Source organism: Bacillus sp. SRL337 (assembly GCF_984799155.1).
The window spans coordinates 4,228,948-4,246,374 of record NZ_OZ481793.1 but is presented as its reverse complement, the minus strand read 5'-3'; the positions used below and the strand labels follow the sequence as shown (position 1 = coordinate 4,246,374).

The 17,427-nt window shown below is 46.2% G+C and carries 18 protein-coding genes; 14 read left to right on the top strand and 4 right to left on the bottom strand.

What is annotated here, in order from left to right; translation table 11 throughout:
- Positions 1–354: 354 nt before the first annotated feature.
- Both AC4E8A_RS21315 and AC4E8A_RS21310 read right to left on the bottom strand, forming a co-directional pair.
- Positions 355–1,074 carry a DegV family protein gene (locus AC4E8A_RS21315; protein WP_490195784.1) on the bottom strand — a complete coding sequence of 240 codons (720 nt, stop codon included), beginning with the start codon at positions 1,072–1,074 and terminating at the stop codon, positions 355–357.
- 126 nt (positions 1,075–1,200) lie between these two features.
- Positions 1,201–2,274, bottom strand: a complete 1,074-nt coding sequence (locus AC4E8A_RS21310; RefSeq protein ID WP_490195783.1) for a glycoside hydrolase domain-containing protein — start codon at positions 2,272–2,274, stop codon at positions 1,201–1,203.
- A 244-nt stretch (positions 2,275–2,518) separates the two neighbouring features.
- Here AC4E8A_RS21310 and AC4E8A_RS21305 point away from each other — a divergent pair, with 244 nt between their 5' ends.
- From AC4E8A_RS21305 to AC4E8A_RS21285, 5 genes are all read left to right on the top strand, one after another.
- Positions 2,519–3,277 carry a transporter substrate-binding domain-containing protein gene (locus AC4E8A_RS21305; protein ID WP_490195782.1) on the top strand — a complete coding sequence of 253 codons (759 nt, stop codon included), beginning with the start codon at positions 2,519–2,521 and terminating at the stop codon, positions 3,275–3,277.
- A 26-nt stretch (positions 3,278–3,303) separates the two neighbouring features.
- Positions 3,304–3,963 (top strand): amino acid ABC transporter permease, encoded by a 660-nt coding sequence (locus AC4E8A_RS21300; protein ID WP_490195781.1) that lies wholly within the window; start codon positions 3,304–3,306, stop codon positions 3,961–3,963.
- Positions 3,956–4,690: an amino acid ABC transporter ATP-binding protein gene (locus AC4E8A_RS21295; RefSeq protein WP_490195780.1), complete on the top strand. Its 735-nt coding sequence runs from the start codon at positions 3,956–3,958 to the stop codon at positions 4,688–4,690. Before AC4E8A_RS21300 ends, AC4E8A_RS21295 begins: the two co-directional genes overlap by 8 nt.
- 91 nt (positions 4,691–4,781) lie before the next feature.
- A complete protein-coding gene (locus AC4E8A_RS21290; protein ID WP_490195778.1) occupies positions 4,782–5,984 on the top strand; it encodes a M20 family metallopeptidase in 1,203 nt (400 codons plus the stop codon).
- A gap of 146 nt (positions 5,985–6,130) precedes the next feature.
- Entirely contained in the window at positions 6,131–6,328 is a 198-nt protein-coding gene (locus tag AC4E8A_RS21285) for a hypothetical protein (protein ID WP_490195777.1), read from the top strand.
- 47 nt (positions 6,329–6,375) lie between these two features.
- Here the strand turns inward: AC4E8A_RS21285 and AC4E8A_RS21280 are convergent, their stop codons facing one another.
- Positions 6,376–7,077: a hypothetical protein gene (locus tag AC4E8A_RS21280; RefSeq protein ID WP_490195776.1), complete on the bottom strand. Its 702-nt coding sequence runs from the start codon at positions 7,075–7,077 to the stop codon at positions 6,376–6,378.
- A 247-nt stretch (positions 7,078–7,324) separates the two neighbouring features.
- Between AC4E8A_RS21280 and AC4E8A_RS21275 the strand changes: the two genes are divergently transcribed.
- From AC4E8A_RS21275 to AC4E8A_RS21235, 9 genes are all read left to right on the top strand, one after another.
- Complete coding sequence (locus tag AC4E8A_RS21275; protein ID WP_490195775.1) at positions 7,325–7,774, top strand: Lrp/AsnC family transcriptional regulator; 450 nt, start codon at positions 7,325–7,327, stop codon at positions 7,772–7,774.
- 435 nt (positions 7,775–8,209) lie between these two features.
- Positions 8,210–9,151, top strand: a complete 942-nt coding sequence (gene nikB / locus AC4E8A_RS21270) for a nickel ABC transporter permease (protein ID WP_490195773.1) — start codon at positions 8,210–8,212, stop codon at positions 9,149–9,151.
- A gap of 26 nt (positions 9,152–9,177) precedes the next feature.
- On the top strand, positions 9,178–10,080 hold the full coding sequence (locus tag AC4E8A_RS21265) for an ABC transporter permease (protein ID WP_490195772.1): 903 nt from the start codon (positions 9,178–9,180) through the stop codon (positions 10,078–10,080).
- A 221-nt stretch (positions 10,081–10,301) separates the two neighbouring features.
- Positions 10,302–11,837, top strand: coding sequence for a glutathione ABC transporter substrate-binding protein (locus AC4E8A_RS21260; protein WP_490195771.1), 1,536 nt, complete (start codon positions 10,302–10,304; stop codon positions 11,835–11,837).
- A gap of 7 nt (positions 11,838–11,844) precedes the next feature.
- The gene (locus AC4E8A_RS21255) at positions 11,845–12,849 is read left to right on the top strand and encodes an ABC transporter ATP-binding protein (protein ID WP_490195770.1); all 1,005 of its coding nucleotides are present in this window, start codon (positions 11,845–11,847) and stop codon (positions 12,847–12,849) included.
- A complete protein-coding gene (locus AC4E8A_RS21250) occupies positions 12,818–13,813 on the top strand; it encodes an ABC transporter ATP-binding protein (protein ID WP_490195769.1) in 996 nt (331 codons plus the stop codon). Before AC4E8A_RS21255 ends, AC4E8A_RS21250 begins: the two co-directional genes overlap by 32 nt.
- Before the next feature lie 8 nt (positions 13,814–13,821).
- Positions 13,822–15,426 (top strand): gamma-glutamyltransferase family protein, encoded by a 1,605-nt coding sequence (locus AC4E8A_RS21245; RefSeq protein WP_490198959.1) that lies wholly within the window; start codon positions 13,822–13,824, stop codon positions 15,424–15,426.
- Positions 15,427–15,723: 297 nt separating this feature from the next.
- Complete coding sequence (locus AC4E8A_RS21240; RefSeq protein WP_490195767.1) at positions 15,724–16,287, top strand: chromate transporter; 564 nt, start codon at positions 15,724–15,726, stop codon at positions 16,285–16,287.
- Positions 16,284–16,814, top strand: a complete 531-nt coding sequence (locus tag AC4E8A_RS21235) for a chromate transporter (RefSeq protein WP_490195766.1) — start codon at positions 16,284–16,286, stop codon at positions 16,812–16,814. Before AC4E8A_RS21240 ends, AC4E8A_RS21235 begins: the two co-directional genes overlap by 4 nt.
- 246 nt (positions 16,815–17,060) lie before the next feature.
- On the opposite strand, the gene AC4E8A_RS21230 is transcribed toward AC4E8A_RS21235, so the two are convergent.
- Positions 17,061–17,396: an SEC-C metal-binding domain-containing protein gene (locus tag AC4E8A_RS21230; protein ID WP_490195765.1), complete on the bottom strand. Its 336-nt coding sequence runs from the start codon at positions 17,394–17,396 to the stop codon at positions 17,061–17,063.
- Positions 17,397–17,427: the final 31 nt, after the last annotated feature.

Below are 17,427 nucleotides of genomic sequence, written 5' to 3'. Positions count from 1 at the left end.
ATTAGTTTGAATTATCTTACAACTTTAGGAAGTAGTGACAAAAGAAGGATTTTGCTGACATTTCGTGATGCGAAATAGATAGAAAGTCCTTTACCGCATTAACGCAAGTGGGGACTGTCCCCACTTGCGTTAATGCGGTAAAGTGCCAGATGTGCCGGCCGAGCCGGCAGCCTTACATGTAAAGAACGGATGCAGGCGGGACATGAGTACTGACAGGAGCAAGACCTTGAACCAGCTTTTATTTTTACACAAAGGATACAATCATTCCGCCTTTGCCGGCATAAGTCCCCATGGTAGCCCCCATATAATTGACTACTATTGCCTTGGGGTTATAAAGCTTCTTAATTTCCCCCTTTAAAAACTCTGCATCTTCATGGTTGCCGGTATGGTGATTCCAATTGTTGTAGTGGAAAAATCGCTTTTCCGTTCCCCGATAAGTTCTAAAGCCTTTTTGAAGAATCTCTTATTCCCACGGACTTTCTCTATTAACTCAATCTTTCCTTCCATGCCTTCGAGTACGATCTTGATGTTGAGGACCTTGGCGATCGAGCCTTGAAATCTACTCAGTCTTCCGCCTTTCACCACATTTTCGAGAGTATCCAATAGGATGAGGATATTCATGTTTTCACGCATTTTCGTTAACTCATCAAGAATCTGCTCGCGATTGAAGCCTTCCCGGGCACGTTCCGCTGCTCTTAGTACTTGAAAGCCATGTCCTAATGAACCGCCGAGGGTGTCGAATACCGTTACATTCGTATCGGAAATCTCTTTTGCGAGGCAGGCGGATTGGTAGGTGCCGCTTAGATGAGAGGAAATAGTGAAGCAGATGATTTGGTCTCCGTGGTTATCCAAGCGTGTGAATAAATCTGCAAAGTCAGAAGGAGAGGGCTGTGAGGTTTTTGGGAGCTCATCAACAGCAAACATCTTTTCGTAAAATTCCTGTGGAGTTAAATCAATACCTTCTTTATATTCTTCATCCCCGATCCGGACCGAAAGCGGGACAATATGCAGGTTATATTTTTCAATCAACTCTTTCGGTATATCCGCAGAGCTGTCTGTTATGATATGGATCATGTCTCTTTCCTCCTTTATGCATAAGGCTATTTTATCATTTTCAAGGATCCCGGGACTAACACTGCAACTTATAGTGATACAAAAAACAAAAAACGGCCGGAAAGCATCCAGGCCGTTTTCATCCCATCACCAAAGCACATCCTGATATTCATTGCTAAATAGATTCGTATCGATATTGCAGGCTTGCGCATCAATCCCGTACTGCCAGCCGATGACCTTGGAGCCTTCTGGTGCCTCAGGATTATAATCAGGTGCATTTTCCTCAGCTGTAATTCCGACATTTGGTGAGGCAGTCCAGAGGTAGGTATCATCCTGTATAGCACGATCCTGGTTAACAGCCCCCGAGAACGCAGCAGCCAAGGCTTGATCTCCCTCGAAGATGCCATAAATTCCTGGAACATAGGAGGAGGAGGAAACCGTTTCATACCAGCCTATGATAAAATCAGCATTCACTGAGTAAGTGGGTTCAATGTCAGCAAATAGTGCCGTTCCTTCAGGTGCTCCTATTTCCTGGGCGAGCCCAATCGCTTCCTCCGCTTCTTTCACACCTTTATCAAAACCGGCAGCATCATCAAAACGGTTATGAATAAGGAGAATCTTATCATTATTTGATTTGATTAGATCGGCTTCTTCTTCTGTTAAGCCCGTTGACACGCCTTCTTTATCTCCGAGATATCTGCCCAAAATCGTTGGATCTCCAAAATTATCCCTCACACACACATTCAATTCTTCCGTAACAGGGCTGGCTGTATCGATGCCCCAAGACTGCCCGGAGTCAGAGTCCCCGGAGTTACCGCCATTTCCCCCGTTCCCATTATCTCCATTTCCATCCCCGTTTCCCGAGTCATTGCTGCTTTGATTCGAGACACTGTTGCTTATATTGTTGCTGATGTTATTCACAACTTCCCCGTCACCTTGAACGTTTACTTCGACATTATTCGTGATGTTGTTGGTGATATTATTTTTTACATCCTTGCCAGCTTCATTTTTTATTTGATTCTCAACCGTGTTTTCGGCTGAATGGCTGCCATTGTTATCGATTTGATTATTGATATTGTTCGTCCCGTCCATAGGCTGTGCCGAAGTGGAAGATTCTTTTCCATCTTGTAGTCCGGCTTTATAAATATAAAGACCGGAAAAAAGTGAAAGCAGCAAGAGGACGGCTGCCAATAGGAGGCCAACGTATTTATTTTGCCACACTTCTTCTTCACACCTTTCGTCAATCTCCTACAGCATATGAAAGGAAGGGAGGTGGGCGTGAGGGCTGAAGCCCAGTGGCAGGCACATTGAACCTTCGGGAAGAATAAAAGCGGGTTACACACATAAATATACATATTGGTAGAGGGTTATTATTTTTATAAAACATATTGCATATTTATTCTAATGTGTTAAAATACATTTTGTTGAATAAATATTAATTAAAACGTTTAGGGGGAAAGAAAAGATGAAAAAGCTTTTGGCAGGTTTGATGGCAGTTATGGTAGCAGGTTCATTGGCAGCATGCGGTACTTCAGAGGGAACGAGCGGAGAAGGGAAAGAAAAAATCGTGATGGGGACATCGGCTGACTTTCCTCCTTTTGAAACGCATGATAACAGCGGGGAGATTGTTGGATTTGACATTGATCTTGCCAAGTACATAACGAAGGAGTTAGGGTACGAGCTGGAAATCAAGGATATGAACTTTGACGGACTGATCGGTGCACTTCAGGCGGACACCGTGGATTTTGTGGCATCCGGCATGTCGGCAACAGATGAGCGTAAGGAAAATGTTGATTTCTCGGTTGAATACCACCGTTCCGGGGAAATGTTCATCACTTTGCCAGAATCAGAGATTGAAAGCATGGAGGATTTAAACGGTGCCAAGGTCGGCGTACAGCTTGGTACCATCCAGGATACGGCGGCCAAAGAGCTTGCCGGGACAATAGATATCGATGTGAAAGCGTTGGATAAACTTCCTGCGTTGATCCAGGAATTGAAAGCAAAGCGTATCGATGTCATTTATCTTGATAAAACCGTTGCTGAAGGGTACATCAAAGAGGTGGATCTGAAAGGGTTTGATGATGAGAGTTCAATCTCACCGGGTATGGCAATTGCGTTCCCTAAAGGCAGCGACAAGATTGAAGAATTCAGTAAAGTAATTGAAGAAATGAAAGAGAACGGCGAGTTGGAAAAGTTAGAAGAGAAATGGCTGGAAGAAGAATAAACTTCTAAGAAATGAGGTGCACAGGCATGGATTTGGATTTCCTCCGGATCGTGCCTTCTATTCCATTTATACTGAACGGAATCTGGGTGACGCTGCTCTTCGTTTTGGTATCGGGAATCGTAGGTTTTATCATCGGAACTGTTTTATCATTATTCAAGATTGGCAGAATCAAAGTATTAAAGTGGTTCGCCGATGCATATACATCCATTTTCAGGGGAACACCACTGATTTTGCAGCTGATGTTGATTTATTTTGCGACACCTCAGCTGACTGGCTTTGATATTCCGCCATTTCTGGCCGGGATGCTGGCTTTCGGTTTGAATTCAGGGGCTTATATTTCAGAAATCATCCGTGCGGGAATCCAGGCTGTGGACAAAGGGCAAAAGGAAGCGGCTGAGGCGTTGGCGATCCCATACCGCCCGATGATGAAGGACATCATCCTCCCTCAGGCGTTAAAAAACATTCTTCCTGCATTGATGAATGAATATATTACATTGACAAAAGAATCCGCAATTGTTTCGACAATCGGATTTTTAGATATTATGAGAAGATCGCAAATCGTCAGTGCGAATACGTATACCGCATTCGAGCCGTTGATTTTCGCAGGTGTCATCTACTATGTCCTTGTGATGGGATTGACGCTGCTCGGCAAGAAACTTGAAAGGAGGCTGCGCCGAAGTGAGTAAGGATTATATAAAAATAAAGGACCTTCACAAGTCATACGGAAAGCTGGAGGTTCTAAAAGGGATTTCGGCAACGATCAATAAAGGGGAGGTCGTGGCAATCATAGGTCCTTCCGGATCGGGAAAATCGACGCTATTACGTTGCTTGAACCTGCTGGAAACACCGACGAGCGGGGAAGTCTGGATGGGGGCTGATGAAATTACGAATCCCCAGACAGATATTTTGAAAGTGCGCCAGAATGTGGGTATGGTGTTTCAGCATTTCAATCTGTTCCCTCATAAGACAGTGCTGGAAAATGTCACGTACGCACCTGTTGTCGTAAAAGGGGAGTCAGAAGCTGTTGCCAAAGAAAACGCATTGAAGCTGCTGACCTCTGTCGGCTTGTTTGAGAAAGCGGATGACTATCCGAATAGATTATCCGGAGGGCAAAAGCAGCGTGTGGCGATAGCACGGGCGCTGGCGATGTCACCGGATGTCATGCTGTTTGACGAGCCGACATCCGCACTCGATCCGGAAATGATCAAGGAAGTATTGGATGTGGTGAAATCCCTTGCCCACACAGGAATGACAATGGCCATCGTTACACACGAAATGGGCTTCGCCAAAGAAGTTGCAGACAGAGTCCTGTTCCTCGACGGCGGCATCCTGATGGAAGATGTCCATCCTGAAGAGTTCTTCCATAACCCAAAAAGCCTGCGCGCCAAAGAGTTCCTGGAGAAAGTCCTTTAACACTCTAAAGCAACCGGGGACAGTCCCCCTGTGCTTTAAAGCGGTAAAGCGTGCAACACCAGAATACGTAAAAGAAGAGGTTGAGTCAAACATGGATGTATTGAAACAGCGAATTGTTGATAAGATCGATCAGTTAAAGGCAGTCTTTGAAGAAATCAGTATTTATATTGGAGAAAACCCCGAGCTTGGCCATGAGGAGTTCAAGGCAAGCAAGGTGCTTTCTGAAACGCTCGAGGAATATGGCTTCGATGTAGAGAAGGGGACATGTGATCTGCCGACTGCGTTCAGGGCTGTGTTCGACAGCGGGAAGGAAGGCCCGGTTGTTGGTCTCATGGCCGAATATGATGCATTGCCGGAAGTCGGGCATGCCTGCGGCCATAATTTGATTGGCACCATGGGAATCGCTGCCGGGATCGGCTTGAGCAGGGTCATTTCCGAAACAGGCGGCAAGGTGATTGTCTACGGGACACCGGCAGAAGAAACCCGCGGCGGAAAAGTGACGATGGCAGAGGCGGGCATCTTTAACGAATTGGATGTAGCGTTAATGGTCCACCCGCTCAACAGCTGCGTGAAAAGCGGGTCATCACTTGCTATGGATGCGATTCAATTTGAGTTCTTCGGGAAATCCACTCATGCGGCAGCAAGCCCTCAGGACGGAATCAATGCGCTTGACGCGGTGATTCAAACGTTCAACAGCATCAACGCCATGCGTCAGCACATCCTGCCTACTGCACGTATCCATGGAATCATCACCGAAGGAGGGAAGGCTGCGAATGTTACGCCTGACTATGCTGTTGCCCAGTTTTATGTCCGAGGGACCTCCCGTGCATATGTGAATGAACTGACAGAAAAGGTGAAGAAGTGTGCGGAAGGTGCTGCAATGCAGACGGGAGCCTCCATGAAGCACTCTTTCTATGAATTTTCATATGACGACATGATTACCAACAAAGGATTATCAGAAGCCTTTACGAAGGAACTGGTTTCACTTGGTGTGGACAGCAGCGAGATCCAGGAACATCGTGACGGCAGCGGATCGCTCGATATGGGCAATGTCAGCCAGGTCGTCCCGTCCATCCACCCTTATATCAAAATCACAGATGGAGCCTATGCCTGCCATACGCATGAGTTCCGTCAGGCGGCCATGACGGACCAGGCAAGGGATGCAATGCTCCTTGGTGCAAAAGCGATGGCATTGACTGGGGTTGAAGTGCTCACGAATCCAGGGCTGCTGAATGAAATTAAGGCGGAGTTTGCTTTGAGTAGAGACAGACACGCCTCGGAATATGTAGAATAATCTCGGTAACAAAAACCCTTTAACAAATCCGTAACTCTTTGTTAAAGGGTTTTTTGTATGGAAAATACTTAATTCACTCTTTCCTGAGAATAATCCTTTTTTTAGTGGAAATTATAAACCCATACTCATGTCAAGGAGGATCCGTTATGGACGAAAAGGACCCAAATCAAAAAGCACAAAAGAATCAGCAGGAAGTGGTGAAAGCCCAGAACGACTCCGATCAATTCAATGGAGCGGACACCGAGTTTTCACTTGATGAGGATGTCCAGAAAGCGGCAGCGAAAAGCCAGCAGTACCAGGCACAGCATCAGCAGCCCACATATGAACCAAATAAACCGTTGTGACAAAAAAACCGGTACCACATGAAGTACCGGTTTTCTGATTATGATTCTTATAACCAATTAACGATAATCGTGCTGTCTTTCTTAAAAATATGGTATCCGGAAGTCTCGTTAAAAGTCACATCAACGTTCGCACCGCTTTCTGCCACTACATCAATATTTCCCGCAATTCCAGTTTCCTCTGAAAATCCACGAAATTTAAAGTAATCCTTTAAGACCGTTTTGTCTTCTACCCCGGCACTGACAGTACCTACTGAGAAAAACAACAATACTTCTTCCCCCTTGATAATGGCAAAACAGTCGGAATACTCAATGGCGTATAAGCGTGCACCGTGTTTTTGAGCAAATCCAGCCAAATCTTTGAACTTTTTCATATCATTTATATCTACATATTCCTCGTTGCCCACTTTAATGCTATCCATTTGAGGGGATGTCTGCTCATCGGAAGTTTCTTCCACTTCCGGTGACTTGTCTCCAACAGGTTCAGTTTCCTTGTCACCAGATGAAGAGTCAGCGGGAACATCTGATTTTTCATCATCGCTATTATAATCATTTTCAGAACCTTGTTTTTTCCCCTGATCATCGGCCGATTCTTCTGTAACCGTGCTGATAGTATCCTCCTGTTGATACGCTGAAACATCACTTACCCCATTCGTTGCGTTTACCGTACTCTTCGTTCCTTGATAATGAAATGCACCGACTGCCAGCAATAAAACCGTGAAAAATACTACAAGTGGAAGTTTCTTCTTCATGTTAATCCTCCTCGTTCATTTAAACGTCTCTTACCTATTAGACGAAGTGAGATCCAAAAATGTTTCAGTTTTATTACAAAAACATTACAATAGTAATATTTACCTAACTAATAACAGGAGAAACCCTTATTTTTCCTGCTTAAACTAGCTTTATCCTAAACTAGAAACCCTGTGCCACCCTTCACAAACTAAAGATCATCAGTATAATAGGGTATATGATTAAATCCGAAATGTGGTGCATGAGGTCATGAAAATTGATGAGACTGATCGTAAGATTCTGCAGATCCTGACGGAGAACGGCAGGACTTCATATGTGGATATTGGGAAAGAACTCGGATTGTCGCGTGTGTCTGTCCGGGAGCGGGTGAATCAGCTGATAGAAGGCGGCGTGATCGAACGGTTCAGTGTGGTCATCAATTCTGAGAAAGTGGGAAAATCAGTGTCCGCGTTCTTTGAAGTGGACTGCGAGCCTGCGTACCTTGTAGAAGTTGCCGAAAAATTAGTGGAACTTCCCACCGTTGCCAGCTGCTATCAGATGACGGGGCCGAGTACCCTTCATATGCACGTGTTGGTCGACGATTTCTCCGCCTTGGAAAATTTCGTTAACAATGAATTATATGCCTTGGAAGGCATAACTAGAGTAGAGAGCCATATTTTACTGCGGAGATTCAAAAGCCGAAATGGTTTAAAATTATAAGATTTGCTTTCGAAACGGAGGCAGTATCAACATCGACTTAGACAAGTTGTTCAACTTTCAACAGCCTGTCTAAGTCTTTTTTATTTAATGCTTTTTTACGCAGAAATTGTGTCTCCTCCGTATCTTATCCTGCTTTCCCAATCCTCAGGGCACTGACACATCCCACTGTAATTCCCCTTTTAGAAGAATCCCCTCTCCAAAGATGGTTAGAAATACCCAATAAAATTCGTGAAAATTAGTCCTTTATAAATAAAATAAACTTTTTTGCAAAAACACTAGAAATATTCTGAATTATCATTTATAATCGTCCCTAACAAACAAAAACTTCCGTTTGTAAAGTTAAAATCTATTTTGAACTAACAAACGGAGTCTGATGTCAAAAAGTGGCTTCTAAAATAATGAAGCGCTTTCATGGAGGAGAGGGAAGGTGAACCGATGATAGCACTTATTTCACGCAGATTTATTCAACTGGTCTTATTATTATTCGGCATTTCGTTTCTGGTCTTCGGCAGCATGCATCTTGCACCAGGGGATCCAGCCACCATCATTGGCGGACCGACAGCTAGTGATTCTGACATTGCAGCCATCCGGGACAGCCTTGGTTTGAATGACCCGTTCCTTGTACAGTACTGGGACTACTTAAAAAACATCGTTCAAGGTGATTTCGGTTATTCTTATCAAACGAAGCAGTCGGTGGCAGAAGCCATTGCCGTCCGCTTTCCGAATACACTTAACCTGGCAATCGCGAGCATGATTGTCGCAGTGGTCATCGGAGTCATTGCCGGAATCATATCCGCCTTAAAGCAAAATTCCTGGCTGGATGTTACCAGCACTGTGTTTGCACTCGGAGGAATCTCCATTCCGAACTTTTGGCTTGGAACCATCCTCATTCTCATCTTTGCAGTAAACCTGCAGATTCTACCCGTTGGGGGCTTGAGCGCTCCATTTTGGACGGTGGAAGGAATGAAACAGTTGATCCTGCCGGCCATCACGCTGGGAACCGGATCGGCAGCAATGATTGCGAGGATGAGCCGTTCGTCCATGCTGGAGGTCATCAAGGCAGACTACATACGGACAGCAAGATCCAAAGGTGTGAAAGAGAAAACCGTCATTTGGATCCATGCGTTGAAAAATTCAATGATACCGGTCATCACCGTTATCGGCCTTAACTTTGGCTTCCTGTTAGGGGGCACCATCATCACGGAACAGGTTTTCGCGATTAACGGCGTCGGCAGATTGATGATTGATGCCATCGCGGCAAGGGACTTCCCGATGGTGCAGGGATCGGTGCTCCTGGTTGCCACACTATTCGTATTGGTCAATCTGATCGTTGATATTGTCTACGTCTTTATTGATCCAAGAATCAGCTACGATTAAGCCGTTTAGGAGAGGAGGAACTTATCTTGTCAGCAGAAGCAGTACTTAATGAAGAAATTCAGCCGGAATCGAAGCCGAAGAAAGAAAAGTTTCTGGTCACCACCTTTAAACGATTGATAAAAAACAAGCTGGCAGTCATCGGCCTGTTCGTCATCGCACTGCAGCTATTTCTGGCCATTGCAGCACCGGTAATGGCCACTCATGATCCATTAGAACAAGTATTGGCAGATTCTGAATTACCTGCTTTCTCAGAGGGACATTGGCTTGGAACCGATAACTATGGAAGAGATATCTGGAGCAGGATCGTATATGGAGCCAGGATTTCCTTATCAGTCGGCCTTCTGGCAGTCACTCTCGGATTGCTCGGAGGAGTCACCCTGGGGTTGATTTCAGGATACTATCGCCGCCTCGACGGTATCATCATGAGAATGGTAGATTTACTGTTCGCGTTTCCAGGCATCCTGCTGGCGATGCTGATCATTGCCATCCTGGGAACAAGCCTTGTAAATGTAGCGATAGCCATCAGTATCTGGTCGATTCCATCCTGTGCAAGGATTGTCCGCGGCTCGGTCCTGACCGTCAAGAAACAAGAGTACATCCAGGCGATGCGCTCCCTTGGGGCCAGTGATTTCAGGATCCTGGTGAAGCACATCCTGCCAAATTGCATGGCGCCGATCATTGTTTTTGCAACAATGAGGATGGCCACTGCAATCCTTTCAACATCGGCTCTAAGCTTCCTTGGGTTAGGGGCCCAGCCGCCGACACCTGAATGGGGAGCGATGATCGCCCAGGGACAGAACTTCATGTGGACGTCTCCACATATGACGATCGTTCCGGGAATCGCCATCATGCTGATCGTATTTGCTTTCAATGTAGTAGGAGATGGATTAAGGGATGCACTCGATCCGAACATGGATCTGAATCAATAATTCTTTTATAAAAGGCTCTTTTCGTAAACTATGTTGCTAATCAATATGAATCTCAAATTCAGCGGATAAACCCCAGTAAGCAGGAAAGAAAAGAGCTGCTCTCCCTTTTTCGAGGGGGAATTCCTGAGAAATACAGGGGAAAAATTCAGCTCTTGGGATTTTTCCGAAAGCAGCGATTAATGCGAAAAAACAGCCTTATAAACAAATAGGGGGAAAGCTAAATGAAAAAGTGGTTGGCAGTACTACTAACAGCAATGCTTGCCTTTGCGGCAGGCTGCTCCAGCAACACAGGCAGTTCGGGCGGGGGAAGTGCAAGTGCAGACGCGCCTCCGGAATTAACGTATGCATCGACATCAGATGCTGTAGGACTTTCACCCATCATGACGAATGATTCTGTTTCTTCCCGCATTATCGAGCAGGTCTATGAAACTCTTTTTGTAAGAAACCCAGAAACTATGGAAGTAGAGCCGAAATTGGCCGAATCCTATGAAACACCCGATGAAAACACGTGGGTGATCAAATTGAAGGAAGATATCCAATTCACAGATGGAACACCTTTCAATGCAGAAGCAGTAAAATATACATTTGATAAATTCCGTGACCCAGAAACGGCTGCACCTCGTGCTTCACTGTTAGAACCAATCTCTGAAGTGAATGTCGTTGATGAATACACAGTCGAAATCAAGACGGAAAAACCATACGGAGCAATGCTGGCGGCGCTGTCTCACACAAATGCTTCGATCGTCAGTCCAGAAGCAGACAAATCCCAGGATTTAATGAAGGATCCGGTTGGAACCGGCCCATTCAAATTCGTCAGCTGGACACAAGGTGACCAGGTTGTCCTGGAAAAGAATGCTGACTACTGGCAGGGCGAACCTAAACTTGAAAAAGTGACGTTCAAGGTTGTACCGGAAGTGAACACAGCGATCTCCATGCTGCAAACAGGGGATGTACAATTCATTGACGCAATCCCGGCAGAACAACTGAAACGTGTAGAGTCATTGAAAAATGTTGAAATCACCAAAAATGAAGGAACGCCAATGTACTACATGGGCTTCAATATGAACAGAGAGCCAATGAAGAATCTTGAATTCCGTCAGGCAGCAGCCTATGCGCTCGATCGTGAAGCCTATGTCAACAAGCTGAACGGGCTTGGTGTCCAAGGAAACAGTATCATCGGTCCGAAGGTTTTCGGTTTTGATGAATCCGCCAATGAGTCCGGGTATAACTACGATGTTGAAAAAGCAAAAGAACTTGTTGAGAAGAATGGGTATGGCGACCAAAAACTTACCATCCTTACAGCAAATACAGAAGCGTATATGATGATGGCGGAAATCGCTCAGTCTCAATTGACGGCCGCTGGATTCAATGTCGAAATCGAATCCATGGAATGGGGTACATTCCTTGATACAACGAAAGAAGGGAACTTTGATATCACCTTCATGGGCTGGTCCAACTCAACAGCTGATGGAAGCGAGCTTTTATATCCTAACTTCCATAGTGACAACATCGGATCTTCCAACCGCATGGCATACTCAAACCCTGAATTCGACAAGCTTGTCGAAGAGTCACGCTCAAATGTCGATCAGGAAGTACGCCAGCAGAAGCTTGATGAAGCAAACAAACTTCTTGTAGAAGATGCTCCGGCGGTCATCATGCACCATGGTGTGGTAACGGCAGCTTATGATAAATCGGTTAAAGGACTTGAAGTAGACCCGACAGGACAATGGTCACTATACAACGTTTCTAGAGAGTAGGGATACAATGTCTAACGAATTATTATCTGTATCGAATTTAAATACTGCTTTCCGTACGGCTGATGGGGAACTATCGGCTGTACGGGGCATCTCTTTTTCAGTGGATAAGGGCGAAACCCTCTGCATCGTCGGGGAATCCGGCTGCGGCAAGAGTATCACATCCCTATCCTTGATGGGACTGCTCCCGAGCAATGGGTATATCAAAGACGGCTCGATTGATTTTGCCGGACGTGATCTGACAAAACTGTCAAAGGAAGAGTTAAGAAAAGTCCGCGGCAAAGACATCTCGATGATCTTCCAGGAGCCGATGACAGCCCTGAATCCCGTACTGACGATTGGTTATCAGCTGCGTGAACCTTTGATGCTCCACAAAAAAATATCAAAAAGAGAAGCGCATAAACAAGGCATCGACCTATTAAAGCAGGTCGGCATTCCGTATCCTGAGAAGCGAATGAATCAATACTCGCATGAACTCAGCGGCGGGATGAGGCAGCGTGTGATGATTGCGATTGCCCTCGCTTGCCGTCCGCAATTATTGATTGCCGATGAACCGACGACTGCATTGGATGTAACGATCCAGGCACAGATCCTCGATTTGATCCAGGATCTCAAGGATGACCTGAACATGGGTGTCATCATGGTGACCCATGATATGGGGGTTGTCGCTGAAGTGGCGGATAAAGTGATGGTCATGTATGCAGGTGAAAAAGTCGAAGAAGGGGATGTCGAGAGTATCTTTAACAGCCCTCAGCATCCTTACACACAAGGTCTTCTCCGCTCCGTACCTGATGTTGATGATCCAACATTTGAGTTGGAAGCCATTCCGGGATCACTACCGAACTTGAATGAAAAAATATCAGGGTGCCGTTTTCACCCGCGCTGCCCTTTCGCAATGGACTGCTGCAAAACAGATTCACCAAAAGAGTATGATGTCAATGGAACACACCGTGTAAAATGCTGGCTTCAGGAGGTGCAGGAGGATGGAAGTGTTCGAGAAAAAATCGCTACTTAAACTGGATGGTGTCCAGAAATATTTCCCTATCAAAGGGGGATTCCTGAAGCGGGTCCAGGGGCATGTAAAAGCTGTCGAAGATGTCAGCCTGGAAGTATTTGAAGGAGAAAGCATCGGCGTTGTCGGGGAATCCGGCTGCGGGAAGTCAACACTGGGCCGCACCATTCTCGGCCTCGAAGATATCACCAACGGAAAGGTGCTATATAAAAACAGCGAGATCCAATCTTTGAGCGGCAGTAAGCGGAAAGAACTCACAAAAGAAATGCAGATGATCTTCCAGGATCCATATGCGAGTTTAAATCCGAGACAGCGGATCGGAAATGCACTTGAAGAAGTGTTCGTCATGCACACCAATCTCTCAAGCAGCGAGCGCAGGCAGAGAGTATACGATCTTTTAAAAGAAGTCGGTCTCAAGGAAGAGCATTACGACCGTTATCCGCATGAATTCAGCGGCGGCCAGCGCCAGCGGATCGGGATTGCGCGCGCGATTGCGTTGAATCCTTCTGTTATTATTTGTGATGAGGCTGTTTCGGCTTTGGACGTATCTGTCCAGGCGCAGGTGTTGAAGCTTCTGAAAAACCTTCAGGAGAAATATGGTCTGACCTACCTGTTCATCTCACATGATCTCGGGGTGGTCCGCTACTTCTGTGACCGTGTTCTGGTGATGTATTTGGGGAACACGTTTGAACTTGCTTCATCAAAGGATCTTTATGCAAATCCGCTTCATCCTTATACAAAAGCACTGCTTTCTTCGATTCCGCGGCCGAAGGTGGGGGCAAGGAAAGACCGCATCCGCTTGACAGGGGAAATCCCCAACCCGGCAAATCCGCCGTCAGGCTGTCCATTCCATACCCGCTGTCCGCTTGCGACAGACATTTGCAAACAGGCAAAACCGGAATGGAGGGAAATCGAGAAAGATCACTTTGTAGCTTGTCATCATGTTGAACAGGAGGTTGTGAATTAATGGAGAACATGGATTTTTTATACCACCCTTATTCTTCTCAGCGTAATACGGTCTTTTCAAAAAAAGGGATGGTTGCGACATCCCAGCCCCTGGCGGCACAAGCGGGGCTTGAGATCCTGCAGAAAGGCGGAAATGCCATTGATGCCGCCATCGCCACAGCGGCAGCTTTAACGGTTGTTGAGCCGACATCGAATGGAATCGGCGGAGATGCCTTTGCCCTTGTCTGGGTAAAGGATAAGCTCCACGGTTTGAACGCAAGCGGCCCATCGCCAAAATCGATTTCCATCGAGAAAGTGAAGGAACGGGGCCATGAAAAAATGCCCGTTCATGGGGTCATTCCGGTTACCGTGCCGGGTGTGCCATCTGCATGGGCAGAGCTTTCTGAGAAGTTCGGAAAGCTTTCATTAAAAGAAGCGCTGGCACCAGCCATCCGTTTGGCGGAAGACGGCTATCCGCTCACACCTATTCTCGGTAAGTATTGGTCACTGGCCTATAAAAAATTCAAAGAAATTTTAACCGGTGACGAGTTCAAAGCGTGGTTCGAAACGTTTGCTCCGAATGGAAAGGCGCCGCGGATTGGAGAGGTCTGGTCCTCAAAAGGGCATGCAGACACACTGAAATCCATCGCTGAGACAAATAGCGAAAGTTTTTACAGAGGGGAACTTGCTGAAAAAATCAGCTCCTTTATGGAAGAACATGACGGATTTTTATCAAAGGATGATCTAAAAGAATACCGAGCTGAATGGGTAGACCCGATCAAAACGGATTACCGGGGATACGACGTTTGGGAAATCCCGCCGAATGGCCAGGGATTGGTCGCGTTAATGGCGTTGAATATTGCAAAAGGCTACGAATTCCAAGAAAAAGACGCAGTCGATACATACCATAAACATATCGAATCAATGAAGCTGGCCTTTACGGACGGAAAGGCGTTCATCACACAAGAAGACCACATGCCATTGCCTGTAGATGAACTATTATCCGACCGTTATGCAGCAGCACGGCGTGCATTGATTGGCGATGAAGCCATCACGCCGGAAGCGTACGATATCCCAAAAGGGGGTACTGTATACCTGGCGGCAGCTGACGATGAAGGCAATATGATCTCATACATTCAAAGTAACTACATGGGCTTCGGCTCCGGCGTTGTCATCCCGGGAACAGGCATTGGCCTGCAGAACCGCGGCCATGACTTTTCATTAGATCCTGAGCATCCAAATGCCTTGAAACCTGGTAAAAAAACCTTTCATACCATCATTCCTGGATTCCTGACGAAAGATGGCAAAGCTGTCGGCCCATTCGGAGTCATGGGCGGCTACATGCAGCCGCAGGGTCATTTCCAGGTGGTCAGCAACACAATCGATTTTCATTTAAATCCGCAGTCAGCTCTTGATGCGCCAAGATGGCAGTGGATCGAGGGGAAAAAGGTTCTGGTCGAGCCGAATTTCCCGACACATATTGCGCAGGCATTAACAAGAAAAGGACATGAAATCCAGACCGCAACAGACGAGGGAATGTTTGGCAGAGGCCAGATCATTTGGAGAGATGAAGAGACAGGCGTACTCATGGGAGGAACAGAGTCGAGAACAGATGGAGCCATTGCGGCTTGGTAAGAATCATGTCCGGACATCAGGCAGGAGGAAGTGGGGCATACTAATCCTGCCTTCTTCTATGCTTGATGTCGTGTTCTTTATACGTTTTTTTCCGAAATTGGTTGCAAATAAAAGGGCTGGTTGAGTTTCGCTACAGGTGTGCACTCCGCTCCAATCAACGCTTGAGAGGAAGGAGTTTCCTGAATATGATGGTTTTGGGAACGCACTTCAGTCTGAAAACATTTATTTTAAGCAGCTATGAATCGGAAGAAAACCTAATGAAAAGAGCATATCCAACAACAAGAGGGTGATGAAACCTTGAAGCAGCTTCAATTATTTTTAGCCTTTTTTCGGGTGGGAATCTTAGGATATGGCGGCGGACCGTCATCGATTCCCCTCGTTCATAAAGAAGTCGTGGAGAAATACAAGTGGATGGACGATGATGATTTTTCAGATGTTCTTGCACTCGGAAATGCCATGCCGGGACCGATCGCTACAAAGATGGCCGGTTACATCGGTTGGAGAGTCGGCGGATTTGTCGGCATGATCAATGCCGTGCTTGCCACCATCATTCCGACAATCATTCTGATGATTCTGCTCCTGAATGTCCTGAATGCCTACAAAGACAAAGCGTGGGTACAGGGAATGGCGAATGCCGTTGTACCAGTGGTCGGCGTGATGCTCGGTGTTCTGACCTGGGACTTTATCGTGAAATCCAAAGGGGCACTGGGCTGGGCTGTCACCATTGGTATCCTGATTGGAAGCCTGGTCACGATTGAATTTCTTGGCATCCATCCGGCCATTGTAATTGTCGGACTTCTCGTGTACGCCCTGGTCGGCAAGAAGAAAAAGGCAAGTGAGAGAGAGGTGAAAGCCTCATGATCTATTGGGAAATCTTTTTGGCCTTCTTTATCCCGGGCATCCTTGGATATGGTGGCGGCCCGGCATCGATCCCGCTGGTGGAACATGAAGTGGTCGACCGGTATAACTGGATGAGCGTCAATGAATTCAGTGAAATGATTGCGTTAGCAAATGGACTTCCGGGTCCGATCGCTACAAAGATGGCCGGATACATCGGTTATGAGCAGGGCGGTATCCTGGGAAGCATCGTCGGCGTTTTCGCTACCGTTGCCCCATCTTTGATTTTGATGATTGTCCTGCTGAGCCTGCTCATGAAATTCAAAAGCTCACCGCGAGTCAAAAAAATGACCAATCTTGTGAAACCAACCATTGCCGTCCTGCTGGGCGTCATGACCTGGGGATTCATCTCCAATTCCTATGAAGGGATCGGCTGGCTGCAAACCATCATTTTGGCCGGCGCAGCTTTTGTGCTGCTGGAGAAAATGAAGGTCCACCCGGTTTATGTGATTGGCGGGGCGCTGGTTTATGGGGCGGTGTTTTTGGCTTAACTTGCTTAGTGACAGGCACACCCCCGAAATTTGTCGATAATAAATAGGAAATCCAAGCCGTTTTGGCTTGGATTTTTTAAACTGATTCTAATTTTGAAGAAGAGGCAAAAGGCGCGTTTATCCAATACAAAGGGTTTATCGGCAGTTTGCGGGGCGCTCTCACTTTTTGCATGTTCTATGGAATAGTGCTTTTGGTATCCATTGAGTTTTCCATTACTTGTAACAAGCATTTTTAATAAAGAACGCCTATAAACAACACTTCTTATATTTCTTCCCGCTGCCGCATGGGCAAGGGTCATTCCGGCCGACTTTATTTTCATTTATGACTGTAGAAACGGCCTGTTGCATTTGATTTTCCTTTTCAATCAGATTCATTTTCATTTGCTGAAGTCCAGGGTGATCGATTCCGTTGAGCACAAGGTTGGCATACAAGGACATTTCAAGGTCAGTCAAAATGATGTCATACCCTTCTTCCAGCTGTTTTTCCACAAGGGGAATGGACTCGATGGACAACTGCTGGCAAAGGGCATCGGCAATGGTGGTTTTGATACTGATATCATCCGTCTTCTGCCAAAGCCTCATCAGTGCTTGTTCTGCTTCAGGTGATTTAATT

Bases quoted from the DNA above. Each gene is read 5' to 3' on its own strand.
- AC4E8A_RS21315 (WP_490195784.1), bottom strand. From the start codon at position 1,074: ATGATCCATATCATAACAGACAGCTCTGCGGATATACCGAAAGAGTTG.
- AC4E8A_RS21305 (WP_490195782.1), top strand. From the start codon at position 2,519: ATGAAAAAGCTTTTGGCAGGTTTGATGGCAGTTATGGTAGCAGGTTCA.
- AC4E8A_RS21300 (WP_490195781.1), top strand. From the start codon at position 3,304: ATGGATTTGGATTTCCTCCGGATCGTGCCTTCTATTCCATTTATACTG.
- AC4E8A_RS21250 (WP_490195769.1), top strand. From the start codon at position 12,818: ATGGAAGTGTTCGAGAAAAAATCGCTACTTAAACTGGATGGTGTCCAG.
- AC4E8A_RS21280 (WP_490195776.1), bottom strand. From the start codon at position 7,077: ATGAAGAAGAAACTTCCACTTGTAGTATTTTTCACGGTTTTATTGCTG.
- AC4E8A_RS21255 (WP_490195770.1), top strand. From the start codon at position 11,845: ATGTCTAACGAATTATTATCTGTATCGAATTTAAATACTGCTTTCCGT.
- AC4E8A_RS21235 (WP_490195766.1), top strand. From the start codon at position 16,284: ATGATCTATTGGGAAATCTTTTTGGCCTTCTTTATCCCGGGCATCCTT.
- AC4E8A_RS21275 (WP_490195775.1), top strand. From the start codon at position 7,325: ATGAAAATTGATGAGACTGATCGTAAGATTCTGCAGATCCTGACGGAG.
- AC4E8A_RS21260 (WP_490195771.1), top strand. From the start codon at position 10,302: ATGAAAAAGTGGTTGGCAGTACTACTAACAGCAATGCTTGCCTTTGCG.
- AC4E8A_RS21285 (WP_490195777.1), top strand. From the start codon at position 6,131: ATGGACGAAAAGGACCCAAATCAAAAAGCACAAAAGAATCAGCAGGAA.
- AC4E8A_RS21230 (WP_490195765.1), bottom strand. From the start codon at position 17,396: ATGAGGCTTTGGCAGAAGACGGATGATATCAGTATCAAAACCACCATT.
- nikB (WP_490195773.1), top strand. From the start codon at position 8,210: ATGATAGCACTTATTTCACGCAGATTTATTCAACTGGTCTTATTATTA.
- AC4E8A_RS21290 (WP_490195778.1), top strand. From the start codon at position 4,782: ATGGATGTATTGAAACAGCGAATTGTTGATAAGATCGATCAGTTAAAG.
- AC4E8A_RS21245 (WP_490198959.1), top strand. From the start codon at position 13,822: ATGGATTTTTTATACCACCCTTATTCTTCTCAGCGTAATACGGTCTTT.